The organism is Rhodococcus qingshengii JCM 15477 (assembly GCF_023221595.1).
In the GTDB taxonomy this organism is placed as follows: Bacteria; Actinomycetota; Actinomycetes; order Mycobacteriales; family Mycobacteriaceae; genus Rhodococcus_F; species Rhodococcus_F qingshengii.
The window spans coordinates 175,398-200,233 of sequence record NZ_CP096567.1; the positions used below are offsets into that span (position 1 = coordinate 175,398).

A 24,836-nucleotide genomic window follows, 5' to 3' on the forward strand; every position below is an offset into this window, starting at 1 on the left:
GGTGCAGCCTGCTTTCGGTGGGCACTGGCGAGAGCACTCTCTCGTTTCCCAGCTGGAGAGTTAGACGGTCTCGTCGCGGCCGTTTGCCTGGGCGTGTCCTTCTGCTGATTGCGCGAATTCGGGGGTATCGAAGATTTCGCCGCCGAGCGGATCGTCGAGTACTCCGTTGCCGGAGTATGCGATCGCACCGGTCGCCGGGTTCACGTCGATGGAGTGCGAGGACACCTCGTGTACTGCGAGCACGAGATGCTCGTCGGTGTCCTGCTTCGGAAGATCCCGGGTCGAGGGAGCAAGGCCGGCGAAGGTGGCCGAGATGCCGCTGTGGTGGCGTTTTCCGCGGGCTTTCTCTGTCGGCAGCGGTTCCTCGCCGGTGGTGGCGCCCGAACCGTGTGAGGAGACGCGCAGGTATCGCGGGGTGGTGGCCACGTCGTAGCGGAATGCTTTGAGCATGGATACGCATGCGAGTACCAACACGATGGAGAAGGGCACCGCGGTCGCTATCGACGCGGTTTGCAGCGCTGTCAACGAGCCACTTCCGCCGACGAGGAGTAGCACCGCTGCGGCCACTCCCTCGAGCACCGACCAGTAGACCCGTGTGATCTTCGGTGTCTCCAAATCGCCGCCGGTGGAGAGGATGTCGATGACCAGAGAGCCGGAGTCGGAGGAGGTGACGAAGAAGAACACCACCACTGCGATGGCGAGGACACTGGTCACCGTGGACAAGGGAAGACCGTCGAGAAGATGGAACAAGGTCGTGTTGGTGTCGACTGCCCCGTCCGCTGTGAGCATGTCGCCGTCGTTGCGCTGACGCAGGATGCCGGAGTCCCCGAAGATCGTGAACCACAGAGATCCGATGACAGTGGGGGCGAGCAGTACGCCGAAAACGAATTCGCGGATGGTGCGCCCGCGCGAGATGCGCGCGATGAACATGCCGACGAACGGTGCCCAGCTCATCCACCAGCCCCAGTAGAAGATCGTCCACGCTCCAGCCCAACCGTCTTCGGCGAACGGAGACGTGCGCAGCATCAGCTCAGGCAAAGCCTGGACATATCCACCGAGGTTCTGCACCCAGGACTGCATCAGAAACAGGGTCGGGCCGAGTACGAGGACGAAGATCGCGAGACTCGCGGCGAGAACCATGTTGATGTTCGAGAGCCACTTGAGGCCCTTGGAGACTCCGGAGACAACGGAGAACGTGGCCAGGCCGGTGACACAGGTGATCAGGACGACTGTCAGCACGTTTCCGGTCTCCACCCAGCCGAGGTAGTCCAGGCCGGCCGAAATCTGTTGTACGCCGAAACCGAGCGAGGTCGCGACACCGAACAACGTGCCGATGATCGCGATCGCGTCGATCGTATGCCCGATACCGCCTTCGATGCGAGCGCGTCCGAGGAGCGGTTCGAGCAGCCAACGGATCGAGAGCGGGCGACCCTTTCGGTAGGTCATGTACGCCAGACCCAGACCCACGACGACGTAGATGGCCCATGCGTGCAGACCCCAGTGGAACAGGGTCAGTTCCATCGCTTGATTGGCCGCGGCGTCCGTGGATCCAGCGACCCCGCCCGCGACCGGCGGGTTCACGTAATGCGAAAGCGGTTCTGCCACTCCGTAGAACACCAGGCCGATACCCATACCGGCGCTGAAGAGCATCGCGAACCACGAGAGCATCCCGAACTCGGGCTGCTCGTCGTCACGTCCCAACCGGATGTTGCCGACACGGCTGACGCCGCAGTACAGCGCGAAAATCACGAAACCGGTGGCGGTGAGGATGTACCACCATCCGACGCCGTCGCTGATCGCTGAATTCAGGGATCCGAACGCATCTTCCGCGGTACCTGCATAGACCACCGAAAACACGATCATGGCCACGATGACGATTGACGCGGGAACGAAAACCGGTTTTCGGATTCCCTGCCACGCTTCTTTCAGTGCGCTCACGTGTCCTCCTCAGGAAGCCACCACATCGGACGATCACGGCACGAACACAACACCCGCAGGAGCCGTGTATCGCGCTCACCCGACATGGCGACGGATGTCGACTAGTAGGCGTGCTCGAGCTTGTCCGACCGTAGAGGCTGGTACGGCGATTGCTCAAATCGCAGCCGATGGATCCGGTGAGGAAGTGCCTTCGTTGCGATACGAGAATGGGATGCTAGGACAGGTACTTCTCATTTCTTCATAGTGGTCTCGCCAGACTTCGACAGACGAGATGCCCACAGCCGGGATATGTTGCCGGACACTCTCCTGCCGGGATAGAGTTTCGGCTCTGATGAGGCAGCGGCAGAGAACGCATGAATGATCACGACACTGCGCCTATCCTGGTGCCGCTAGCGGCAGCAATGTCATGCGTTGTCCTTGTGGCGATGTTGTTTCTCATCCTGTAGCGGAGACACGAGTCCACTCGTCGGGTCGCTTGCGCGTTGCTGCCCGATCCTCGGATTTCACTCGTCCGCTATCTTCACCCCTTGGCCGAAGCGCATTCGATCGTATCGGCGCGAAAGCATGTGGGAACGCCGCTACCTGCACGCCCTTTCCCGAGGGCAAGACATGACGGGGAACCGACCGTGAACAGAAAATCGGACCGAACACTTCCTCCAGCACACCGCGGCACTCTCGTCCGGCGACGCATCGTCCGACTGTTCAGCGCGCTTCTGATTCCAGCAGCGTTGACGATGTCGTGCTCGACGAGCGGCGATCCGAACAACGAGGTTGCTGGCGCGGAGACCGGCCAGATGACAAGAAGTCGGCCTACCGTGGTGGCATCGATGCAACCTGCTGCGCCGCACTCGCGAATCGCTCATCCATCTCCCGGTACAGAAACCTACGAAGTCACCCCCGAAGGACTGACAACCGCAGTCAACGTCCCGCTCGAGATCTCGGCGGCAGAACTCGCCCAGAGTTGCACCGACGTCCGACCCACGGTGATGACATTCGGCGGCGATGTCGACGCGGTGCTGGCAATGATCCAAGCAACCGCCGTCAGATCGTGGAAGAACGCCACCCCTCCCGAACAAGCAGCAATCATCGCAGCGCTGCGTGCCGCAGCGAGTGGTGAATGCTGAGCATCCAAGGAGCAGGCGGTCTGCGCCGAATGTCTTGCTGCCCGGGGAATTGGCTGACCGGGCTGTACCCGTCCGCCGGGCGAGACGGCGGCCCGGCCAGTGCTTGCACCGACACGTCTGGCTGCTGGTGACGACCGATCGGGACCGGGTGGCGGGCCTGGGGCAGTCCGTACCTGCTCTAGATCCCTGGTCGAAACGAAGCCCGCCTCCGTGAATCTTCTTCGCCGATTTTCGATTCAGCAGAAGGGCCCATGCGTCATGGGCTGTGTGCTCGGCGTCGACGATGTTCGAGGAAAACCCCGACCAGATACTTCTCGGCCGGAGTTTCGATTTCCGATATCCGGCTACTCGTACGGTGCGGCAAGACAGTCATACGAGTTCGGGGCTGCCGCGCACGGCCTGCCTACCGGCTGTCACTCGCCGGGGGTGGGTCGCCCTAGTAGTGACAGTGTTTGCGCAGGCTTACGAATTTTCTCGCTCGCGCCGCCCAGGGTTGCGCCGCTACGCTGACGTGCATGGACCGTTGGCCGAAGTACATCGTGCCCGCAGCCATTCTGGGCTCTGTCATCGCCGTCATCGCCTGGACTGCGACGTTGACGCATCCGTCCGGCGCGCCGCTAGGGCACGGAAAAGTTCGCTGAACACCGAAAGTGCTTGACCAGGAACGATAAACGTCAATCCCGCGCTCTGGAGCCGCCGCGCCTTTTGATTGCCTTTACCCGGCGGTGGTGGCGGGTTAGGCTGCCCACGGTCCGCAGTGAGTACACCCCCCGCAGTTGCGTGCTTGCAGCGGACCACCTGGATTGCATGCCCGGTGCCTGTTCAGCTCGGGTGTGTATCGGTCCGTCGGAGTCTCGTCACCTGTAGGAGCCGGCGGGCCGTCTGAACTGCGCGTCCGTCTCCCCGGACTGCGGCGCGCACCAGCCCACCCGGCGTCCCCGACGGCACGCCGGGTGGGCACTCCCAAACGCATGTCGCCATCCGTGGCGGCCGGCGACATGCACGGCCCGCCGGATGACGTACCTCGCGGCGAACCCGGCGGGCCACCTCAGGGTTGGTGATATCAGAAACCGCCGATGAGAACAGCTGCCGTCCTCTATGAGGTCGATGTACTGCCCGTGGACACGTGTGCTGTTCCCTTCCACTCGGGACCAGCAAACTGACGCCAGAACCCGGCCGTGGCAGGTAGGTGCACGCGCGAATGGGATTTTCACTCACTGGTGGTGACGACAGGAGTATCTCCGAATCAGCTCTTCTGCTGGTCAGGTTTCGCCGATCGCACTCGCTTCTCGGCGCGACGCAAGATGGCGCGGGGTCAACGCATCAAGAACTTCAGCCTTCGCCGCGTCGTCGAATGCTGCACACGAGGGTGATGTTTCGTTCGAGTGGCGGGTTCGGAGCAGTATCATTCGAGAGTGACCGCGAGCGGGGCACCGATTGTCCGCGTCGAGCACCTCACCCGGAAGTTCGGTGTTCGCCGAGGAATCGTCGATGTCGATTTCGGCATCGAGACCGGGGAGGTGTTCGGGTTCCTGGGCCCGAACGGTGCAGGTAAGTCCACGACCATTCGGATCCTCCTCGGCTTGTATCGACCGACGTCGGGGCTGGCGCGGGTGTTCGGGCTCGATCCGACACGCGAAGCCGCACAGATCCTGCACCGGATCGGTTATCTACCGGGCGAAGTGACGTTGCATCCCCGTCTCACCGGAGGCGAGCACCTCGACAGATTCGCACACATCCGAGGAATGGCTGATCTGGGGTACCGGGACCAGTTGGTGGATCGGTTCGGTGCCGAGCTCGACCGGCCGACCCACACCTTGTCGAAAGGAAACAGACAGAAGATCGGGCTTGTGATGGCGTTCATGCACCGACCCGAGCTGTTGGTCTTGGACGAGCCGACATCCGGGCTCGATCCACTCATGCAGGACGAATTCGCGGACCTGGTGCACGAGACCACGAAGGAAGGGCGGACCATCTTGTTCTCCTCACACGACCTCGACGAGGTGCAGCGGCTCGTCGAGCGAGTGTGCATCCTGAGAGAAGGGCGTGTGGTGATTACCGCCAGCGTCGAGAGCCTGCGTCGAAGTTCGCCGCGATCGATCGAACTGCGCTTCGACCACGATGCCCGCCCGGAGGTGTTCGCCCGGCTCGACGGCGTTGAGGTGCGCGCCTACGAGGGCGGCCGGATCACAGTGACGGTCACCGGCCCGGTGGCGCCGCTGCTGCGAACGGCAGCCGATCAGGGTGCGGTGGACATCGCCGCGGGGCATGCGGACCTCGACGAACTTTTCTTGAGCTACTACCGCAGGACCCCCGATTCTGGGATGCCGGATGTCCACTGACGTCGTCCGGCTCGATCTACTGCTCCGGCGACGATCCATCGTCGGCTATTCGCTCGGAATGGCTGTCTACGCCCTCGTCATCGTCGCGCTGTACCCGGCCTTTCAGCACGAAACCGGACTCGATCAGTTCACCTCGGAAAACTCCACCGTTGCAGCACTGTTCGGTATCAGTGGACCGCTGACGTCGGCATCGGGATGGTTGAATGCGAATCTGTACGCCAACTTCTTGCCCCTGATCATTCTGCTGCTCAACATAGGTTATGGAGCGTCGTGCATCGCCGGTCAGAATGAAGACGGGACCCTCGGACTGGTCGTGACCCTGCCGCTGAGCCGCACCCGAATCGCGCTGCAGAAGGTCGCGGCAATGTGGCTGGTCGCGGTGCCGGTGTCGCTGGTGATCGCGTTCTGTGTGTTCGCCGGACGCGGATTCGACGTACGGATCGGCACAGGTGCGCTGATCGGTGTCACGGTGTCCCTGCTGTTGCTGGGTATCGATTTCGGGGCGCTGGCGATGCTGATCGGCGTGTCGACAGGAAGTCGTCCGATAGCGTTGGGCGTGGCATCGATGATCGCTGCAGCTGCGTATCTGATCAATTCGCTTGCGCCCGTTGTGGTCTGGCTTCGTCCGGCCAGACTGGTCTCTCCGTTCTTCTACGCGGTCGGGGACAATCAACTCGTCGAAGGTGTGTCCGTTTCTGCGTTCGTCGTCCTCACCGCGATCGCGGTGGTGTTGTCGTGGAGCGCGATTGCGGCGTTCGGCCACCTCGATGTCAATTGATGCACCCCGTCGACTTCCGTTCGAGCTGTGAGCAACCTGCCAAGCGTGCCGCGGGAGAAGGACAAGCGCTGCCAATGCGTCACCTTCAAGAGCGGGGAGATCAATGCCTGGGAGCAACAGCGCCAGTGGTGGGCACGCTGAACGTGCATGGAGGCCAACTGAGGTCTGATCGAGATTGAGAAGTTTTTCCGCGCAGCGTTGTTCATGGCGAATTGCGGCATTTTTGCTCGGAAGAAGTGTCCGTTTGTGATTTGTCTTCAGCCTGTGTGCGAGCCACGCGTCCGCCCGCGGTGGTCATGCCGTTGTGCGCGGACCCGCACCGTGGTTGTGGAACGGAGACGGTCGCGTCTGAGCTTGGGCCAACACCAACAAGCGGTATGGGCCTCATGCAGCCGGTTTTCTACGAGGTGAGAATCTGACCGGTGCCGCTCACCCAGCGAATCCATCCACCTTGAAAGTTGGTTTGCCGACCGTCCGGCACCTCGAACTCGTCGGATGTCGGTAGCCCGAAGCGTCCACTCTCGAATCCTTGACGCCCCACGCGTCGAAGATCGCCCCGTAGACGGGATGGGTACCGGCTTCCGAGAAGTAGATGTTGCCGTGCTCGTACCTGTTGAACCGTGCCGAATTGTCGGGTGTGCTCAGCTCACCGCTGATGGGCCAACCGACTCCCGACGTCGGACCTCCGACCGCGGCGTACTTTTCCCCGATCTGCCCGTAGACCTCCCAGGCACCGGTGGACTCCGTCCAGTAGATGGCTCCATCGGCGAATTGCTGGATTTGTCCACCATTGCGTTCCTCTTCGCCGTTGACGCAGCGACCGAGCGGACCGTCTTCCCCGCCGATCGAGATGTATCGGGCGCCGATCGCCCCATGTGGGAGACAACAGTTCGCCCCGTCGTCGGAGAACCATGAGCAGGCTCCCACCCAGATCAGAAGCGCCAGCACCGCCGTCGCTCGGATTCCGCGAATGAACACCATGGCGCATCGCCCCATTTATCGACTGTTCTTCGAGCATCCCACACAGGAAGACGAGGGCACCAGGTTGATGTGTAGACGAAGTTTGCTTCAATTGTTCAGCGATTTCGCCCGTGCACCGTCGCGCAGCCAGATATATCCTCGAAGGTAGGCGAACAGCGAGTTCACCCTCTGCTCCGGTAGGTCTGGAGATCAAGGAGAGCGCTATGAGCACACAAGATCCCCACATCGCGTCGGCATCCGCCACGCCCTTCCACAAACCGAAGCGGGAAAAGGTACCTCACTCGTCGACGTCTCCGGCAGAGGCGGACATCGAGCACACCAATGCCGGTCGAATGTGGATAGCAGTTGCCATGGGCGCCATCGTCGTCATCATTTTGTTGATCTTCATCCTGCAGAACACCAAGCAGGTCGCCATCTCGTTCTTCGCCTGGGACTTCGAACTGCCGCTCGGGGTGGCTCTGCTTTTCGCCGCTATCGGCGGGGTACTGGTGATGGCCTCCGTAGGCGGTGCGCGGATCTGGCAACTGCGCCGCGCCTACAGGAAGACCGAACCCGCTCCGGAACCCACGACGGACCCGAAGGACTGACACTTCGGCCCTACCCGCCAAGCGCACATATAATTGACCCGGCCATTCGGCGCTGACGGGTCTATCTCGTTAAGGGTGTTTCGGCCGGTATCCATTAGTAAGTTTCCGATCCCGGCCAACGATCGGCGAACGTGATCGCAAACGCATTCAGAGCAGGCTTCCACCGTGTAATCCATCGTGCCTGCCCTTTGCCTGTCGGGTCGAGCGAACGCGTCACCAAATAGAGGCACTTGAGCGCAGCAGCCTCGGTGGGGAAATGCCCACGAGCCTTGACAGCCCTCCGATACCGGGCATTCAAGGACTCAATAGCGTTGGTAGAGCACAGCACTCGCCGTATCTCGGTGTCGTAATCGAGGAACGGGATGAACTCCTGCCAGGCGTTGTTCCACAATCGAATGATCGCCGGATACGTCTTGCCCCAACGGTCTGCGAGATCGTCGAACGCTGCACTCGCGGCGGCCTCGGTCGGGGCAGTGTAGATCGGCTTGAGATCGTGTTTGAGCGCATCCCAATGCTGCCGCGACGACAACCGAAACGTATTGCGGATCAAATGGATCACACACGTTTGGACCGTGGTCGCCGGCCACACATTCTCGACGACCTCCGGTAGACCTTTTAATCCGTCGCAGACCAGGAAGAACACATCCCGAGTACCCCGATTACGGATATCCGTCAGCACGGACATCCAAAATTTGGCGCCCTCACCGCCGGTCCCGGCCCACAAACCGAGTACGTCCCGGTGCCCGTCGAGGCTGACACCGATCGCCGCGTAGATCGGGCGGTTCGCGACCTGCCCATCCCGAACTTTGACCACGATCGCATCGATGAAGATCGCTGCGTACACCTCGTCGAGCGGACGGGCAGCCCAGTCCTGCATTTCCTCGAGCACTTTGTCGGTGATCCGTGAGATGGTCTCTTTCGAGACCGAAGCGCCGTAGATTTCAGCGAAGTGAGCACTGATCTCACCGGTCGTTAATCCTTTGGCGTACAACGACAACACGATCTCATCGACCCCGTTCAATCGACGTTGTCGCTTTTTGACGATCTGCGGCTCGAACGTCCCTTCCCGATCACGAGGGACCTCGATCGGAACATGACCGGTCGCCTCGGTCAACACAGTCTTCGACCGAGTCCCGTTGCGAATATTCGTCGACTCCCGCTCCGGCGGGGCTTGGTTCTTGTCGTGCCCGAGGTGCTCGGTCATCTCCTCGTTCAATGCAGTTTCCAGAACGGTTTTGGTGAACTGCTTGAGCAAACCGTCCGGACCGGTCAGCGACAGACCCTGCTCCTTCGCCAACCTGACCAGCTCCGCAGCCGCCGCAGCTTCCGCGGAGGGCTCGGCCCTCTTCTTCGTCACATCTTCCAGTGTCGTCATCTCGGCACCTCCTCGCCAAGCATTCACTCAGCGTCTCGGGCCAAAACACCGATTACGAAACAGTCCCGCCGCCCCCGGACAGATCGTTCAAAGGCAGTTCGACCTGCCGGGTAAGGGCGAATATCACTCTCCGGGGGCAGACCGCGGGGCGGGGAGTTCGTGCTTTCGTAAGATCTGCGAGAGGCAGAGCGGATCTTCGACCGGGGCCAGGTGTCCGGTCTTCGGGAGAAGGATCACCGAGGCGGTGTGGTCCTTCACCACGTGGTACACGGCCTGGCGGCGAGAGACGGGGTCGTCAGCGCCGGCCGCGACGGTCATCGGGGCATGCCGGGTCCAGATGGTGAATCTGTCCTTGCTCAGCAGTGGTCGCGATCGGGTGGGGTGGCAGTAGGCGCCGACGTTGCAGAACCAGGTCACCAGCTCGGGGGAGGGCATGAACTGTGGTCCGGTGACGTGTTCGAGATAGTGCTGCGCTGCGTCGATGTCGGTGCTTCTGCGCCACAGGAACCGTCGCAGGGCGCCCCAGGAATACCAGCGGGAGCGACAGAGTCACTCCGGGTTGATCAGGACTGTTCCGACGACACGAGGGTGGGGTGTGGAGGAAAGGACGATGGCGCCGCCCAAGGCATGACCTATCAGCACGATGGATTTCTCGCCGAGCGTGTCGGTGACCTCGTCGAGCCAGCGGCCGTAGTGATCGAGGTCGGCGGATTGTGGGCGGCGGGCGGCGCTCATCCCTGGTTCGCCGGGTAGGTCGACGACGAATACTCTTCGGGTGCGGGCGATCTCAGCGAGCGCGGGTTCGAGCAGTGCGGCGCTCAATCCGGCGCCGGGGATGATCACAGCTGCCGGTAGCGGTGATGGAGAGCCGACTGCGAGCACAAGGGTATCGCTCAATGACGTACGCAGTCGCTGCAGTGTCCAGGGCAGTGTCCAGGTCTGCAGGATCTGGCGCGCGGAGGTGTGCAGTTGCAGTTCGTCGCCGGGGCAGCGGAACCCGGATTCGAGGGGCACGTCATGCGAAACGATCGAGGTATGAGGTGTGGGGTGGTTCATGGCTCTCCTGGTTGAACGGGACAGCATCGAGCTGCCGCCGACCAGACTTCCCGGCACACCGTGCGCCACAGTAACCGACGATCATCAAAAGTCAGGCATCCGACACCATGCGGACACGCCGCTGTGCGGTGATGCATCAGTTCTGTCTCCGGCTGTTCCTCCGGCTGTTTCTGGTTGTCGTGTGAGATTGCCTCCTGACCCGAGTGGGCGGGTGCGCATTCAGCGTCCGCTTGCTTGGAGGTATGCGTCGATGGCTTGTTGCAGTCGGTCGAGGGCGTCCCCGTAGGTGCCGAAGCCGCTTTGTTGTGCGGTGCGCAGGTCGGCGAGGGCGCGGTTGAGTTCGGTCACTGCGGTGGTGAGATCGGATCCAGGCTCGGCTGGCGTCGGTGGTACCGCAGCGGGGGGGAGAGGCGGCGGAAGGATCAACCGGGGGTGGTGCGGCGGCGTCTCCGCCGGGGGCTGTGGCGATTGTTCCGGTGCCGGGCCCGAAGACTTGGTCGAGAGCTTCTGCGAGGGTGGGGGCGTATCCGACTCTGACGCCGCCTGTTCCGGGCTCTCGGTAGCTGACGAGGACACGGGAGAGTTGGGGGAAGGTCGAGCCGTCGGCTTGGGTGCTCAATCGTTCGGTGAACAGGGGTTCGACGTACAGGAAGCCGCCGCCGGCGATCGGCAACGTCAGGAGGTTGCCGTAGTGGATGCGATTCGAGCGTTCGAGCAGGGTCCGCTCGGAAGCGACTCGGGTGTCGGAGATCATCGAGTTCTGTGTTTACACCCGAAACATCGCGGCCGGCGGAGACACCCAAACGCGAACACGGTCACGAGCGAGACTGATAACTGTCATCCGCCGAAAGTGGACTTGTCAATGAACTGGTAGAAACCGCCATCACACATCCTCTGGCTACAAAGACAGGTTCACCGTTCTTGTTTCCCAGCCGAACCGTGCCCGGAACGGCTCGCCACGCCCGCCCAGTGGGGATCGCGATGACCGACCTTGATATCCCGGTCAGGATCAGCCGCAACTCCGCTCTCCGTACTCTCACCGAAGATCTACCCGCACCGGTCGTCGCCGACCTGCTCGGGTTGCATATCCATTCCGTCAGTCGGTGGACCGACTACGCTCGCCGCGACTGGGCCCACCACCTCGATGCCCGAACCAACGGACCGAATCGAAGGTAACCGTCGACTTATCGGAGTTTGATCCGGCAGGTTGGATTGGACGCCCTATTGGAGCTCGGTGAGGAAATGCTGCGCCTCGGAGCGGGAGTTGGCGAACGATCATCAACGTCAGCAGCGAATTCTGGTGCATGCGGACTTTGAGTCACAGAAAAAGCCAATGCACCGAGTGCACCGGTACTGTGAAGACCTCTGGCTTGTTCGGGAGTAGGAGAGAAAAATGTGTGCTGCCGCGAAAGTTGCCTCGTCGGTGATGCAAGTAGCCAACCTGGATCGGTCGGTGAGTTACTACTGCGACGTGTTTTCCTGCCGTGTCGCCTTGCGTGAACGCGATGCGACGCTCCTTCTGACGCCGGATGACTTTCAGATCTACATGTATGTGCAAAAGGGCGCATCCCGGCGAAACATGAGCAATATCGGCGTCCACTACGTCATGTGGTCCGCCGATACAGAAGAGGAACTTACGCGGATCAGTGAGCGTCTACGCACATATGATGCCTCCACCTTCACCCAGGTTGTCGGTGGAGTGACCTTCGTCGACGGCTGCGATCCGGACGGTATCCGTGTCATCATCGCTTACCCGGGCCCAGAGGAACTACCCCGAGAGCTGATCGCACAACGATTCCACGGATAACTTGCCCAACGCACCCCAGGTAGCGGTGCGTTGGCAAGTCAGTCCTCGCTGCTCACACGGTCACCGATCCACGCGAGGAGATGGGGATCGGATGACGTCAGACGCTCTACTTCCTCGCCCCCGTCGCAGCGTCGTAGTGAGATCATGATCGATGTCGGGGTGCGCCGTAGAACCCGCCACGTCGCTCCCGAGTCGGACCATCGCGAAAGAGTTTCCACAGGTTGCTCTTCCGTCATGTCGGCTCCGCTCAGGTATTGGCCCAGCTGTCCGGTCCGAAGACCTCGTAGTGGATATTCTGCGCCGGAACATCCCGTTGGAGCAACGATGCGCGCATCGCCAACATGAACGGCATCGGCCCACAGAGGAACGCCTGGGTATCCGGTTCGACAGTGATATCGCGCAGATCGGCCCGTCCTTCGTGAACAGATCCGAACGGTACGTGCGTGCCGAGATCCTCGTACCAGCGGTGCAAGGTTGCGGCGGGAATCTTCTCGACGAGTGTGCTGAGTTCTGCTCGGTGAGCATGATCGGCGATGGATCGATCAGCATGAATGATGGAGACGGAACGCTGTGCACCGGTGTCCGCAAGATGATTGAGCATCCCGATCATTGGTGTACAACCGATTCCGGCCGACGCGAGTAGGAGAGGTGAGTCGTCGTCCGGCATCATCAGATCGCCGAACGGTGTGGTGACCAACAGTTCGGAACCTTCGAACACGTTGTTGTAGAGGAAGTTCGACACTTCGCCGTCGGGCGTGCCCGAAATTCTCTTCACGCTGATTCGCCAGTCGGCGCTGCTCGGCACGGAACAGAGGCTGTATTGACGTATCTGGCGAGCGCCGTCGGGCAGCGTAACTCCGACCGAAAGGTACTGTCCGGGAGCGAAGGTGGGGAGAACGCTGCCGTCGAGCGAGGCGAGAGTCAGCGAGACAGTGCTGGCGGATTGAAGGACGCGCTCGCTGACTCTGACCGTGCGCCAGACGTCGCCGATCTCGACGCCGGCGAGTTGGTAGAGGCCTCGTTCCATCGTGATGAGGGTTTCCGCCATCAGCCAGTAAACCTCGTCCCATGCTGCTGCGACATCGGGAGTGACTGCATCGCCGATTATTTCGACGATCGCGGCAAAGAGGTGTTCGTGCACGATTGCGTACTGGTCGGGCGTGATTCCCAGCGACGCATGCTTGTGGGCGATACGCGAAAGTATGAGATCGACCTTGGCGCTGTCGGGTTCGAGCTGAAGCGTCGCGAATGCCGCGATAGCGCCCGCGAGAGCCTTCTGCTGTTCGCCCTGCTTCTGATTGCCGCGATTGAACAAATCGCGTTCGAGTTCGGGATGTGCGTCGAACATCGTGCGGTAGAAGAGGGTTGTGATATCGCCGATGGCGGCGCCGACCACGGGAAGGGTGGCGCGAATGACCTCGGTTGACTGTGGGGAAAGCATGAGCTGCTCCGTTCGGTCGAAATTGACGTTGATCAGCTTGCTTCGTCGCTCCGAGTGGTGAGGCGAAGCAGAACAGTTTTTGACGGCTGCCGGATGACGTCTTCGATCGTGACCGCGTCGAGTGAAACGAAAAACGCTTCCTGAGCGTCACGCAAAGCGCTCCGAAGGAGGCAACCCCCGCGCAGTGGGCACGGCTTGTCGCCTTCGCAGTCGACGACCTCACCCGCCCCTTCGAGGCGTCTGGCCAGCCAGCCGATGGTGGCGGTGCGGCCGAGTTCGGTGATGGAGAGCCCACCACCGCGGCCGCGCCTGGTTGTCACGATGCCCAACTCGCCGAGCCGTGTAACCACCTTGGTGGCATGGGAATACGACACGTTGAGCTGCTCCGCAATTACCCGGGTACTGGGGGAGGCATCCGCGTCGAGTACGGCCAACCGCATGACGACGCGCAATCCCAGATCGGTGAACTGCGTCAGTTGCATGACCTGAACCTACATAATTCGTATCTCAGATGACTATTTATGTGAGGGGGATCTTAAATGAAGCCTTAACGCACCACGTCGACATAGTCGAGAACGCTGTGAAGCGGCACCGATCGCGCAAAATTGGTTTGTCGACGAAAGGCCGAACCGGGCACATCGTCCCGTAGCGCACGCTCAGAGGGCGGAGGTAAAACCGTACCGTCGACGCATTTCCTTGATAGCGACGACGTCGTTTGCGCTGAACCTCGTTGCAGCTGACCATTGCAGCGCTTGCGCGTAGTCCTCTCGCCACTGGTCGATTTCACGTGCGGTGAGGCGAGTGACCGTCGGCTTCAGTCCCTCGGCTGCGGGTTCGAATTGGGCCAGAAACACGGCGAGCAATGCGGCTTCGCGTCGACATCTGTTCGTCATGGTGCCACCGCTTTGATGCTGATACCGGCAACGCGGAACGGTGCTGCAATGATCCCGCAAGCGTCGATCGGATCTCGGTGAGCTCGATCGATGCGTCGAACGCAACGACGAACAAATGATGTACAGGGACTTTCGTTCCGGAAATGCACTGTGCTACATAGTCTCATTGCAGATGGAGCTCCATTCAGCCCCGACCTCATGAAGAACGAACAACTTTCAAGTAACTCACCGTAACAGTACGATTCGGATTATCGCTAACCTCAAGCTACCGACGGTTCGCTCACCGTACATCGCACCCGAACGGCAACTGTCAACGGGGGTAACGACGGTGGACTGGATCTGGAATCGGTCCGCCGCCGAAGTCCGTCGTATATTTTTGCGTCGAGCGACTCGCCAACGGTCACGCCCGAGATCGCACGCGTAGGCTTCGGCTCCATGGTGTGCGGTTCCGTCTGCCACGATTTTTCTGCCGAAGATTTTGTGGCACTTGTATTACCGGGCTTCTCCTCGGAAGGTCGCGGAGGAGTTAGATAGCAACGTTTTTTCAGAGTCGACGGAATTGAGGCCGATCCCGGATCCGATGGAAATTCCACTACCAGAGGAGAATTGAAGGCGCGGTAAGCTCGAATATTCACCTCGCCGAGGTGCTCGGTGGTGACAACAGCGATGAACCGGTCCGGTCGAACATCGGTCCGAGTGGATCCTCGTACTCTCCGAAGCGCGCGCATTTCCGCCCGCGTCGTCAGCGAGCGCTGTGCGGCTGACTTTTCGCTTGTCGCATTGTTCCTTTTCCGGGGTCGTGTTTGCGTTGTCCGTTGATCGACCTTTGCGGTCGACGAATATCTCACATCACAGCAGTCGTCTGCAGGACAGGTTTACAAGGATTGCCGGTACCCGAAGAATTCATGATCCTCGTTGTACCCGCCGAAGCCGCCACCGACGTCGGAATAGTCCGCGACGAACTCCACGCCCTTGAGCCATTTGACCTGCTTGAAACCGAGTTGTGTCTCATTGCGGAGTCGCAGCGGTGCACCATGGCCGAACGGCAAGGGGGCTCCATTCATGTCGTAGGCAAGCATCGTCAGGTGGTATCCCATCTGTTCGATCGGGTGCGCGTCATAGTAGATACCCCCGTCCGGTCCGTCACCGAGTGAATAGAACACCACCCACTTCGCGCCCGGTTTCGGTTGCACAAGGTCGATGATCGTCTGCATCGACACCCCGCCCCACCTGGCGATGCCCGACCATCCCTGGATGCAGAAATGCTGGGTGATCTGCTCCTGTAGTGGTAGTGCGCGGAGGTCAGCCAGGTCCAATTCCACCGGGTGCTCGACCAGTCCGTTGACCCGCAACCGGTAGTCGACGAAGTTGCCGGCCAAAAGAGCTTGGTACTCCTCGGATTCGGGGTACTGCCCGTTGTGCCAGAAGTACGGGGAGATGTCCTTCTCGGTGTATTCGCCCGGCTTGGAGTCGACGTGCTCGAACAAGCGCTGCGCTGGTCCGATGAGCGCGAAACCCACTCGCTGAACCACCCGTGGATGACGCAGCGTGAACGGGGTTGCCGCAACCCAGCCGAGAGCAACGATCACCATCGAAGCCGCGAAGATCGTGAAGCCGATCCAGCTGTTGTCATCCCTCGACGCGTACATGTGGTTGGCGTTGCGCAGCAGTCCGGTGGTGAAGACCATCGCCACGTGGATCACGATGAACGCCAGGAACCAGATCAGCACGAGAAAGTGCAGCGAGCGGGCAGTTTGAATGCTCAATATCTTGCTGACCCGCCTGAAACGGGTGGACAACGCCGGCGACATACCCAGCCCGGTGATCATCGCGACCGGAGCGGCGACGAAGACCGTGACGAAGTAGGCGAGTAGTTGCAGTCCGTTGTATGCCATCCAGTGATCTTCGGTCGGCCAGTCGAGCGAAAGGTATTGCAGAAGTACAGATATGGTGTTGGGGAAGACGTCCCAGCTAGTCGGAATCACGTGCCGCCATTGCCCGGTCGCGAGCAGCAACACGTAGAAGATCAGACCGTTGAGCAGCCACAGCGTGTTGGTGCCGAGATGCCACCACCGGGCCAGGCCGATCGAGTGCCGGATCCCCGGTAAGCCCACGTACGCGGGCAGGCTGATCGAGTCCTTCTTCGCTGTCCAAAAGGGATCGGCAGGAACAGGTTTCTGGATACGGAACCATTCCCGGCCAGGTGTGCTGTGGCGAGTCCAGTACAGCCGAGGGTGGTCGGTGAGGATCTGTGCTCCCGACCGGATGATGAAGACCATCAGAAACAGATTGAGAAAGTGTTGCGCACCCAACCATGCGGGGAGGGCCGATGTTTCGCCTGGGCCGGGCTCACTCGCACCGGGATGCTGCTCGATGAACACCTGCACGGACGACATGCTGCGCAGGTGTTGCGCCGCTGCGACTGCCCCGATCAGGACGACGAATCCGAGAGGGAGCAGCCAGAGCAGGTTGAACCATCTGCTGTGGCCGATGCGCATGCGAGGTGCGATGTCGGTGGCGTATGGTACCGAACCCGCCCACGTGACGGGGTCGACGACGTCCGCACCTGGGGTCAATTGTGTGCGGAAGCTGTGCGCCACAGCAGGAGTCCGCGCAGCATCGGGAGCCGCACTCGGCGGTGTAGGTGAATCGGTGGAGTCGACCATCGGTCACATCCAAACGCTGTCAGCGACACCGGCGAGATACCGGTGACCAAAAAATTGTTCGATGACCTGACCCTACGCACCACTATTAGCCGCAAAGTCGGCTTACCTGGTTTTTGTCGACTACCGCGTCGCATCTCGGAGCGTATATGCGGACACGTCGGGAACCACCCATTTCTCGTCGACTTCCTCGATCGGGAGAACATCGAGGACGATGTCCGGATCCAGCGGTAGTGCTCCCAAGATCCCTGGAACCCGCGTGCCTGTACCAGGAGGCGATGGGTTGCGCTCGTCCCACCTGATCGAGACCCCCGCAGCAAGGAGGGCATCCTGATCGACAACCACCACTACCAGTGGGAGTCGGAGGTCTTCGTACACTGTCGAGAGAACATAGTCGAGATCCGCAGCAGTGGCAGCATGGATGAAGCCGACTTGATCAAGAGTCGTTGCGCGGGTTGATCCTTCATATTCTCCGAATCGCCTGGCGCCCTCCCAGTCGTCAGCAAGGGCTATGTGAAAAATACATTCGCTCATCGGAAACCTTTCATCGAAGTGGTCCGGGTGTCAGTGAAGACATGCGGACAACACCCGGAACAGAGACATGATCACGCTGACCAACAACACCACCTTCACCAACTCGAATGCGATGTACACCAGATGCATCGTCGAACGCGGTAGGTCTTCTCCGGCAAGAACCCGGTCGGACCGTCTACCCAGCCACGGCCGGATCACCACAACCTGAACAACGAGCATCATCGCGACCAGCACGAAGAACGTCAACGCGGGTGTGTCAGGTTTCGCGACGATGCAGGATGCCGCCAACATCAGTGCCAGAACCAACTCCACGGCGTTCAGTGCGGTGAAGACCTTCCGGCCGATCCCGAGCCCGATGGCCAGGCTCACTCCTGGAGCGCGAAACTTGATCGGTGCTTCCAGGAAGGAAATCGCAGCGACCATCCCGAGCCAGAACACCGGCACAATCACTTGCGCGTAGCGTGCCGCTTCGGTCATAGGCCATCGGCCTCACCGGACGGGACGGAGATCGCTTCGTTCACTGCGGAGGTGACAGTCTTCCTTCTGCCTGCATGTTCTTCCGTCCTCATTCGTTCGACCATGTGCGGGTAATGCAGTTCGAATGCGGGACGCTCGGAGCGGATCCGCGGAAGTTCGGTGAAGTTGTGCCGCGGCGGCGGGCAACTTGTGGCCCATTCGAGTGAATTGCCGTACCCCCACGGGTCGTCGACCGTCACGACTTCCCCGTACCGGTACGAGGTGAACACGTTCCACGCGAACGGCAACAATGACGCCCCGAGAACGAACGAACCGATCGTGGAGATCGAGTTCAGCGTGGTGAATCCGTCCGAGGGCAGGTAATCGGCGTATCGGCGCGGCATACCTTCGGCGCCGAGCCAATGTTGCACCAGAAAGGTTGTGTGAAACCCGACGAAGGTCGTCCAGAAATGCCACCGACCGAGTCGTTCGTTCATGTAACGTCCCGCTATCTTCGGGAACCAGAAATAGATCCCGGCGTACGTGGCGAAGACGATCGTCCCGAAGAGAACGTAGTGGAAGTGCGCTACGAGAAAGTACGAATCGGTGACATGGAAGTCGAGCGGCGGGCTCGCCAATATCACCCCGGAGAGACCACCGAAGAGGAAAGTCACCAGAAACCCGATCGAGAACAGCATCGGCGTTTCGAACGTCAATTGTCCTTTCCACATCGTTCCGATCCAGTTGAAGAATTTGACCCCAGTCGGTACGGCGATGAGGAAACTCATCATCGAAAAGAACGGCAGCAGAACGGCTCCCGTGGCAAACATGTGATGTGCCCACACTGCCGCCGACAGTGCAGATATGGCGATCGTCGCGTAGACAAGTCCGGCGTAGCCGAAGATCGGCTTGCGAGAGAAGACCGGAAAGATCTCCGAGACGATACCGAAGAACGGTATCGCCACGATGTACACCTCGGGATGTCCGAAGAACCAGAACAGATGCTGCCACAGGATCGCACCACCGGTGGCGGGATCGAAGAGATGCCCGCCCAAGTGTCGGTCCACGAGCAGTCCCATCAGTGCCGCCGTGAGAATAGGAAAAGCCAACAACACCAGGATCATGGTGATGAAAACATTCCACGTGAAGATCGGCATCCGAAACATCGTCATCCCGGGGGCACGCAGACAGATCACGGTGGTGATCATGTTGACCCCACCCAAGATGGTCCCGACGCCGGCCAGCGCGAGTCCCATGATCCACAGATCCCCGCCGACACCTGGCGAATGCAGGGCGCTGGTCAACGGGGAATACCCCGTCCATCCGAAGTCAGCGGCCCCGCCGGGGGTGAGGAATCCGGAAACCGTGACGAGCGCACCGAACAGGTACAGCCAGTAACTGAGCGCGTTCAGTCGCGGGAACGCCACATCCGGTGCGCCGATCTGCAAGGGAAGTACGTAGTTCGCGAAGCCGAAGACGATCGGAGTGGCATAGAGCAGCAACATGATCGTGCCGTGCATGGTGAAGAGCTGGTTGTACTGCTCGTTCGAGAGAAACTGAAGACCGGGGACGGCAAGTTCGGTCCGGATCAGCAGGGCCATCAATCCGCCCAACATGAAAAAGGCGAACGAGGTGACCAGATACATCACGCCCAGCTGTTTGGGATCAGTCGTAGCAGCAGCGGAATAGAGGAACGTGCCCTTGAACCCCCGGCGTTTCGGGTAAGGCCGCGAAGGAAGGAGCTCTGTCACAACGGGAGTCATTGGCGTTCCTCACTGCGCGGGAGATGGCGGTCCGATATCCGGACGATTCGAGTACGGGTACCCGCCTACCAATTCCGTATCGACACCTACGCGACCGAGATTCATGGATCCTCCCGGTGATCCCACCATCTCGGACGCACCGGGCAGTGGCCGATGGAAGAAGCGGGCGTTGTCATCGATGAAATCTTCCCAACGGGCGGGGACGTCGGATTCGTACGAGATGGCCTCGACCGGGCAGACCGGTTCGCACGCGCCGCAGTCGATGCATTCGTCGGGGTGGAAGTAGAGCGACCGCGCTCCTTCGTAGATGCAGTCCACCGGGCATTCCTCGACGCACCCCCGGTCCAACACGTCGATACATGGTGCTGCGATCACGTATGTCATGAGCGACCTCCGGGGGCACTGCCTATTTTTAAGGAAATCTTTCCTCTAAAGTCTTACAGTATGGCGATACGAAAGGGAACCGGTTCTGCGCGCGCCGGCACCCATGCAGTGCTGGCGTCTGGGCGGCGAGTTCAACTGTTGGACGCCTTGCGGGCTGCCGCGGAATCGATGACCGCCACCGAACTGGCGGATCTGTGCGGCCTGCATGTGAGCACAGTTCGGTTCCACCTCAATGCGTTGATCGAAGTCGGTCTGATCGCGAAGGAGACCGAGCGCAACGTCATCCGAGGGCGTCCGCGCCAGCTTTACCGGGCACAGAATCCACTCGGGTCAGGATTCGGCATCACCTCCGGATACGAAAAGTTGGCCCACGTTTTGGCGGCGCACTTCGCACGCCACACCGACGGTGATCCGGAACAGCTCGCCGAGGCTGCGGGTCGGCAGTGGGCGCTGGACGATCTCGGCGAAACCTCCGGAAACGGTCGATCCGCAGAAGATGCGGCGGTCGTCGTCACCACCTTGTTCGCGGAGATGGGGTTCGATCCGGAACTCGAATCCTCGACTTCCCGAACGCGTATCCGATTGCACGCCTGTCCGTTCGAAAGCGTCGCCCGACAGAACCCCTCCGTTGTCTGCTCCTTACATCTCGGTCTGATACGCGGCGTTCTGACACGACTCGGCGCACGTCAGATCAAGAGCACACTCACCCCCTGGGACACCGCGCATACGTGCCTCGCGCAACTGGAGCGGCAATGATGCCCAGGTACATGCAGCCGGTGTCTATCAATATCGAACTCGCACAGTCACATTCCCCTCCCTCATGCATTGCTGGACCACTGACGTGCTCGCGCGATCGAAGATGTTCCCCGTTTCGGCGGACCGCATCGAGAAATGAACAGCCGGAAACTTCCTCACCACAACGGATTACATTCCATGAACATCTATCGCATGATCTGGTGGATTACCGCGGTCATCCTGGCCGCTTCAGGGGGGATCGCCGCAGCCGTCACCGTCCAAACCGACGTTCTGGTATCGGCGGTGATTGCCGCAGTGCTGATCGGAGGGGGTTCACCCTGGCTGCGACCGATCACACGTCGTACTACCCCACCACCGCGAAATCTCCTTCCGATTGCGCTACGAGACGGCGCTACGTGGGCGGCAGGAGTGGTCACTGTCATCGGATTGATCACCCTCGCCGGCGCTCCCGCCCTACCGCTGATACTGCTGATGGCCATCACCTCTGCTCCGGTATGCCGCTATCTTCGCGACAGAGTCGAGTTCACACAGTCACCGCCGCGCTCGCCGAGGAGTCCCCTCATCCACCCACGCCCCGTCGAAGTGCCGCTTCATCCGCTGCCCGACTGCAGTCAACTGTCGAACGAAGCCCTGTGCCGATGTTGGCGAATGAGCTTTCCCGCCCTGAAGAGCGATCCCTCGACATCGCCCTCGGCCACGGACGCCCTGCACCTCGCGCGTACCCGCGAGGCTTATCTCGACGAAATCGAACGTCGAGATCGAAGGGGATTCGCCCGATGGTTAGACAGCGGCGCCCGCGCCGGCAGTGACCCCTCCAAGTTCCTCACCGCACGAGATCACCCCCCACCCCCGCCGCAGCGGCCCTGATTCAACGCCCTCCGAAATGCCCATGAACCAACCGAGGAACCTCCTCATGGCCGGACCAGTCGAGAACGAGTGAAATCCCTGGCCACCGTATAAACGCAAAGAAGGCGAACATCGTGGAAAAGATGTCATTGACAGCGCTCGCTCGCCAACTCGCCAACTCGCCGACAAGGCGGGAAGGTCGAAGAGTGGCCGTAGCGCTCGTACCGTGTACGGCGGCCATGAACACGTCCTGCGTCAAACCGTCATCGCGCTGGCAGAGGGGCAAAAACTCGACGAGCACGAGAACCCCGGGGAAGCGACCGTCTATGTCCTCACCGGCCGGATACGCCTGTGCGCAGCCGAAAACGCGTGGGAAGGATCATCCGGCGATCTGTTGATCGTCCCGAATGCTCGACATTCTCTCGAAGCACTGGAGTCCTCGTCCGTACTACTGACGGTCGCTAAAACAATCTAAAGTATCGGCCAGGTCTTCACGGCCACTGATACGACCGTCATTTCTTACTCTGCTTCGTCATCGACCATGTTCCGGTCGCGAGCTGTGCCCCGCATCACCCCCGTGCACGGTTCGCGGTACTTCTATGTGTCGATGGCAATCGTCCTGTTAGGTAAATGCATTGAACCGTTTCGAGACCAAAGATCCGATCGCCACTGATTCCTCGGAGTCCGCTGTCGGCGGCATGTCTGCCCCATTTAACTCTGCCCTGCTTGATGCGCTGAAATAGCGCGTTGTCATCGGCGACGGAGCGATGGGCACCATGTTGCAGGCCGCGGACCTCACTCTGGACGACTTCCTCGGCCTCGAGTACCGTGGCGTTCGTTGCTCGTTAGGATACGGCGCGTGCCCGGACCTCGAGGATCGTGCCAAGTTGGTGGTGTTGCTCGAACCCGAGCGAATCGGCGTCGAACTGTCCGAGGAACTGCAGCTACATCCCGAGCAGTCCACTGACTTTTTCGTCCTGCACCACCCGGAAGCAAAGTATTTCAATGCCTGAGTCGTCGACGGGAACACCAGACGAGGGACCCCCTTCGTTCGCGCGCCGCGTCCTCGACACAATCGACCGTATCCCCGCAGGTCGCGTAATGACCTACGGGCTGATCGCTGCCCACCTCGACGCACATCCTCGTCAAGTCGGCCGGGTCATGACCCACTGGGCAGACGAAACACATTGGCACCGCGTCGTCTACGCCGATGGCACTCCCGCCTCCTGTCACGGAAACAAAGCTGCCGTCCTACTGCGCAGCGAGGGGACGCCCATGCGCGACGGACGAGTCGACCTCGTACACGCGCTGTGGAATGAATGATCCACCTGAATTGATGGCGGGAACCGTCCTGCAGTCACATTTGACGAAATGTCATGTGCCGGTACGGGCCAGTCATCTTCACCCTGGTATTTGCTCCCGCGGCCATGTCTTAAGTCTGGTATGTCGGATGAGGAGTCTGGTATGTCGGATGAGGCACGGCCACCCCGCTGCGTGGCCTGGGCATGCTCTCAGATGGAATGGCAGTTCGCGACGCATCCAGGGGCGGCGTGTAAGGCGTTAGAGTGTGTAGCGCCGACGCGGCGTGTGAACGGGGAGAGCGCAGCGGCCGCGAGCCCCGTCCGGTACCGGTTCGATGAGGTGGACGGTCAACTGACAACGTCGAACACGTAGAGGTTCACGCTTCGCGCTGAACCTCTACGTGGAGGCAAAGAGATATTTCACAGCGCGAGCGAGCGAACTGCAGTCTGGACGATCGGCAACACGTCCTCCTCGAACCACAGGTTCTTGGCAAGCCACGGCTGGTTGCGCGGAGAAGGATGCGGAAGGGGGAGGTGCCCCAACGGCAAGTAATCCTTCGCTGCTTTGACGGTCTCGGTCAGCGTCGGCTTGCGCCGACCCCGTAGATAATGTGCCTGTGCATACTGACCGACCAACACCGTGAGTCGGACGTCGAGCAAATTATTGCTCAGTGTCCCATGCCAGTGGGATACGCACTCGGATTTCGGTGGTTTATCGTCCGACCTGGCTTTGCCTGGATAGCAAAAGCCCATCGACATGACGGCTACCTTGCCCGGGTGTAGAACTGTGGGGGCGTCAGACCGAGCCAAGTGCGCAGGCGGTCACCTGAAGGATCATCCCAGGGAACACCCGTCGTATGAACTTTGCGGCCCGGAGACTGGCCGATGACACGCAACCGAGCCGATGGGCCTGCTTGCAGTACGGGACGCGGTCCGCACGGCAGGTGGTCCGCGCAGAGCGGACACCCTCGGATGTCCCTGAGCAACTCAGCCAATGGTTCCGGCATGTTTCCCATCTCCGGAGTCGAGGCAAACATAGAAATGAGGTCGTTATCGGATGGGTTCGAAGTCGTCGTCTTACCGGAAAATCACCGAAATCCGGGTGGAAGGCTCGAAGCCGCGCAGGTAGGCCGGCTGACAGGTTCCTCAGTGAGCGGGCAGCGGGGCGTCGAGTCTCCCAGTAATTGGCGCGGTTTCTCCGATGTCTCCCACCGCGCCTCGAAGACGCATGTGCCCGTCGGACAACGTGTAGGTGACGCCGACGATCGCGCAGGCACCTCTGTCCACTTTCTCCGCGATGATGCGCGACCTCTGCATGATCAACGACCCTGTTTCCACCACATGACGACCTTCGAGTTCGTCGACCGTGGACAAGCCCTCGCGACGGCCCATCAGGATCGAGGGGGCGACGCGCTCGATCACACTACGAATGAAACCGTCGGGCACCGCGTTCTTGTCCAAGGCATCGAGAGTGGCTTTCACTGCGCCGCAACTGTCGTGGCCGAGGACGACGATGAGCGGCACGTCGAGCACCTCTATGGCGTATTCGATGGAACCGAGCACCGAATCGTCGAGCACGTGACCTGCGGTGCGGACGACGAACATGTCGCCGAGACCCTGGTCGAAGATGATCTCGGCGGCTACGCGCGAATCACCGCAACCGAACAGCACCGCTGTGGGGTGCTGCCCATCGACGAGTTTCGCGCGGTCGACGATTCCCTGGCTGGGGTGGATGGACGCGCCGTTGACGAATCGCTCGTTACCCTCGCGAAGAGACTTCCAAGCGGAAATGGGACTTGAACGTGGCATTC

General features: G+C 60.7%; 25 protein-coding genes and 5 pseudogenes. 12 read left to right on the plus strand and 18 right to left on the minus strand.

The window, feature by feature from the left end:
- Positions 1-60: 60 nt before the first annotated feature.
- The gene (locus M0639_RS31860; protein WP_197486146.1) at positions 61-1,938 is read right to left on the minus strand and encodes a BCCT family transporter; all 1,878 of its coding nucleotides are present in this window, start codon (positions 1,936-1,938) and stop codon (positions 61-63) included.
- A 626-nt stretch (positions 1,939-2,564) separates the two neighbouring features.
- Here M0639_RS31860 and lpqV point away from each other — a divergent pair.
- The 4 genes from lpqV to M0639_RS31875 all read left to right on the plus strand — a co-directional run bounded on the left by lpqV (position 2,565) and on the right by M0639_RS31875 (position 6,182).
- Entirely contained in the window at positions 2,565-3,062 is a 498-nt protein-coding gene (lpqV, locus tag M0639_RS31865; protein WP_064073772.1) for a lipoprotein LpqV, read from the plus strand.
- A 515-nt stretch (positions 3,063-3,577) separates the two neighbouring features.
- Positions 3,578-3,703, plus strand: coding sequence for a hypothetical protein (locus M0639_RS35025; RefSeq protein WP_269454952.1), 126 nt, complete (start codon positions 3,578-3,580; stop codon positions 3,701-3,703).
- Between the two features lie 774 nt (positions 3,704-4,477).
- Complete coding sequence (locus tag M0639_RS31870) at positions 4,478-5,404, plus strand: ABC transporter ATP-binding protein (RefSeq protein WP_064073773.1); 927 nt, start codon at positions 4,478-4,480, stop codon at positions 5,402-5,404.
- The gene (locus M0639_RS31875) at positions 5,394-6,182 is read left to right on the plus strand and encodes an ABC transporter permease subunit (protein WP_064073774.1); all 789 of its coding nucleotides are present in this window, start codon (positions 5,394-5,396) and stop codon (positions 6,180-6,182) included. Before M0639_RS31870 ends, M0639_RS31875 begins: the two co-directional genes overlap by 11 nt.
- 400 nt (positions 6,183-6,582) lie before the next feature.
- On the opposite strand, the gene M0639_RS35125 is transcribed toward M0639_RS31875, so the two are convergent.
- Together M0639_RS35125 and M0639_RS31885 are read right to left on the minus strand one after the other, a co-directional pair.
- Complete coding sequence (locus M0639_RS35125; RefSeq protein WP_345894831.1) at positions 6,583-6,723, minus strand: LGFP repeat-containing protein; 141 nt, start codon at positions 6,721-6,723, stop codon at positions 6,583-6,585.
- 53 nt (positions 6,724-6,776) lie between these two features.
- Positions 6,777-7,178 (minus strand): annotated as a pseudogene (locus M0639_RS31885) (LGFP repeat-containing protein); the annotation flags it as partial.
- Between the two features lie 188 nt (positions 7,179-7,366).
- Between M0639_RS31885 and M0639_RS31890 the strand changes: the two are divergent.
- On the plus strand, positions 7,367-7,750 hold the full coding sequence (locus M0639_RS31890) for a LapA family protein (protein ID WP_231915126.1): 384 nt from the start codon (positions 7,367-7,369) through the stop codon (positions 7,748-7,750).
- A gap of 94 nt (positions 7,751-7,844) precedes the next feature.
- Here the strand turns inward: M0639_RS31890 and M0639_RS31895 are convergent, their stop codons facing one another.
- The 4 genes and pseudogenes from M0639_RS31895 to M0639_RS31910 all read right to left on the minus strand — a co-directional run.
- Positions 7,845-9,125, minus strand: coding sequence for an IS256 family transposase (locus M0639_RS31895; RefSeq protein WP_064073797.1), 1,281 nt, complete (start codon positions 9,123-9,125; stop codon positions 7,845-7,847).
- Between the two features lie 123 nt (positions 9,126-9,248).
- The gene (locus tag M0639_RS31900) at positions 9,249-9,560 is read right to left on the minus strand and encodes a hypothetical protein (RefSeq protein ID WP_064073775.1); all 312 of its coding nucleotides are present in this window, start codon (positions 9,558-9,560) and stop codon (positions 9,249-9,251) included.
- A gap of 114 nt (positions 9,561-9,674) precedes the next feature.
- A complete protein-coding gene (locus tag M0639_RS31905) occupies positions 9,675-10,181 on the minus strand; it encodes an alpha/beta fold hydrolase (RefSeq protein WP_064073776.1) in 507 nt (168 codons plus the stop codon).
- A 219-nt stretch (positions 10,182-10,400) separates the two neighbouring features.
- A pseudogene (locus tag M0639_RS31910) lies at positions 10,401-10,947 on the minus strand (UPF0182 family protein); the annotation flags it as partial.
- Between the two features lie 215 nt (positions 10,948-11,162).
- On the opposite strand from M0639_RS31910, the gene M0639_RS31915 reads away from it, so the two are divergent.
- Positions 11,163-11,357 carry a hypothetical protein gene (locus M0639_RS31915; RefSeq protein ID WP_152687986.1) on the plus strand — a complete coding sequence of 65 codons (195 nt, stop codon included), beginning with the start codon at positions 11,163-11,165 and terminating at the stop codon, positions 11,355-11,357.
- A 217-nt stretch (positions 11,358-11,574) separates the two neighbouring features.
- Positions 11,575-11,988 carry a VOC family protein gene (locus M0639_RS31920; protein WP_064073779.1) on the plus strand — a complete coding sequence of 138 codons (414 nt, stop codon included), beginning with the start codon at positions 11,575-11,577 and terminating at the stop codon, positions 11,986-11,988.
- Between the two features lie 38 nt (positions 11,989-12,026).
- Here M0639_RS31920 and M0639_RS31925 read toward each other — a convergent pair whose 3' ends face one another.
- From M0639_RS31925 to fdxA, 9 genes are all read right to left on the minus strand, one after another.
- Entirely contained in the window at positions 12,027-12,224 is a 198-nt protein-coding gene (locus M0639_RS31925) for a hypothetical protein (RefSeq protein ID WP_082893113.1), read from the minus strand.
- Positions 12,225-12,235: 11 nt separating this feature from the next.
- Positions 12,236-13,429 carry a globin domain-containing protein gene (locus tag M0639_RS31930; protein WP_064073780.1) on the minus strand — a complete coding sequence of 398 codons (1,194 nt, stop codon included), beginning with the start codon at positions 13,427-13,429 and terminating at the stop codon, positions 12,236-12,238.
- Positions 13,430-13,461: 32 nt separating this feature from the next.
- Positions 13,462-13,911, minus strand: a complete 450-nt coding sequence (locus M0639_RS31935; RefSeq protein WP_064073781.1) for an RrF2 family transcriptional regulator — start codon at positions 13,909-13,911, stop codon at positions 13,462-13,464.
- A 174-nt stretch (positions 13,912-14,085) separates the two neighbouring features.
- Positions 14,086-14,322, minus strand: a complete 237-nt coding sequence (locus tag M0639_RS31940) for a hypothetical protein (protein WP_054801252.1) — start codon at positions 14,320-14,322, stop codon at positions 14,086-14,088.
- 875 nt (positions 14,323-15,197) lie between these two features.
- The gene (locus M0639_RS31945) at positions 15,198-16,988 is read right to left on the minus strand and encodes a molybdopterin-dependent oxidoreductase (protein WP_082893114.1); all 1,791 of its coding nucleotides are present in this window, start codon (positions 16,986-16,988) and stop codon (positions 15,198-15,200) included.
- Positions 16,989-17,108: 120 nt separating this feature from the next.
- Complete coding sequence (locus M0639_RS31950; protein WP_064073782.1) at positions 17,109-17,519, minus strand: DUF952 domain-containing protein; 411 nt, start codon at positions 17,517-17,519, stop codon at positions 17,109-17,111.
- Between the two features lie 30 nt (positions 17,520-17,549).
- The gene (locus M0639_RS31955; protein ID WP_054801243.1) at positions 17,550-17,996 is read right to left on the minus strand and encodes a hypothetical protein; all 447 of its coding nucleotides are present in this window, start codon (positions 17,994-17,996) and stop codon (positions 17,550-17,552) included.
- Positions 17,993-19,738: an aa3-type cytochrome oxidase subunit I gene (ctaD, locus tag M0639_RS31960; RefSeq protein ID WP_064073783.1), complete on the minus strand. Its 1,746-nt coding sequence runs from the start codon at positions 19,736-19,738 to the stop codon at positions 17,993-17,995. The genes M0639_RS31955 and ctaD overlap by 4 nt, the downstream gene beginning before the upstream one ends.
- 9 nt (positions 19,739-19,747) lie before the next feature.
- Entirely contained in the window at positions 19,748-20,122 is a 375-nt protein-coding gene (fdxA, locus tag M0639_RS31965) for a ferredoxin (protein ID WP_064073784.1), read from the minus strand.
- Positions 20,123-20,182: 60 nt separating this feature from the next.
- On the opposite strand from fdxA, the gene M0639_RS31970 reads away from it, so the two are divergent.
- The 5 genes and pseudogenes from M0639_RS31970 to M0639_RS31990 all read left to right on the plus strand — a co-directional run bounded on the left by M0639_RS31970 (position 20,183) and on the right by M0639_RS31990 (position 23,047).
- Positions 20,183-20,878 carry a helix-turn-helix transcriptional regulator gene (locus M0639_RS31970; protein WP_064073785.1) on the plus strand — a complete coding sequence of 232 codons (696 nt, stop codon included), beginning with the start codon at positions 20,183-20,185 and terminating at the stop codon, positions 20,876-20,878.
- Between the two features lie 177 nt (positions 20,879-21,055).
- A complete protein-coding gene (locus M0639_RS31975) occupies positions 21,056-21,745 on the plus strand; it encodes a hypothetical protein (RefSeq protein ID WP_064073799.1) in 690 nt (229 codons plus the stop codon).
- A 113-nt stretch (positions 21,746-21,858) separates the two neighbouring features.
- Positions 21,859-22,199: pseudogene (locus tag M0639_RS31980) on the plus strand (cupin domain-containing protein).
- A gap of 334 nt (positions 22,200-22,533) precedes the next feature.
- Positions 22,534-22,737 (plus strand): annotated as a pseudogene (locus tag M0639_RS31985) (vitamin B12 dependent-methionine synthase activation domain-containing protein); the annotation flags it as partial.
- Positions 22,730-23,047 (plus strand): MGMT family protein, encoded by a 318-nt coding sequence (locus tag M0639_RS31990; protein ID WP_064073787.1) that lies wholly within the window; start codon positions 22,730-22,732, stop codon positions 23,045-23,047. The pseudogene M0639_RS31985 and the gene M0639_RS31990, both read left to right, overlap by 8 nt.
- Positions 23,048-23,445: 398 nt before the next feature.
- On the opposite strand, the pseudogene M0639_RS31995 reads toward M0639_RS31990, so the two are convergent.
- Positions 23,446-24,032: pseudogene (locus M0639_RS31995) on the minus strand (uracil-DNA glycosylase family protein).
- Positions 24,033-24,171: 139 nt separating this feature from the next.
- Complete coding sequence (locus tag M0639_RS32000; protein WP_064073788.1) at positions 24,172-24,834, minus strand: carbonic anhydrase; 663 nt, start codon at positions 24,832-24,834, stop codon at positions 24,172-24,174.
- Between the last annotated feature and the right edge of the window lie 2 nt (positions 24,835-24,836).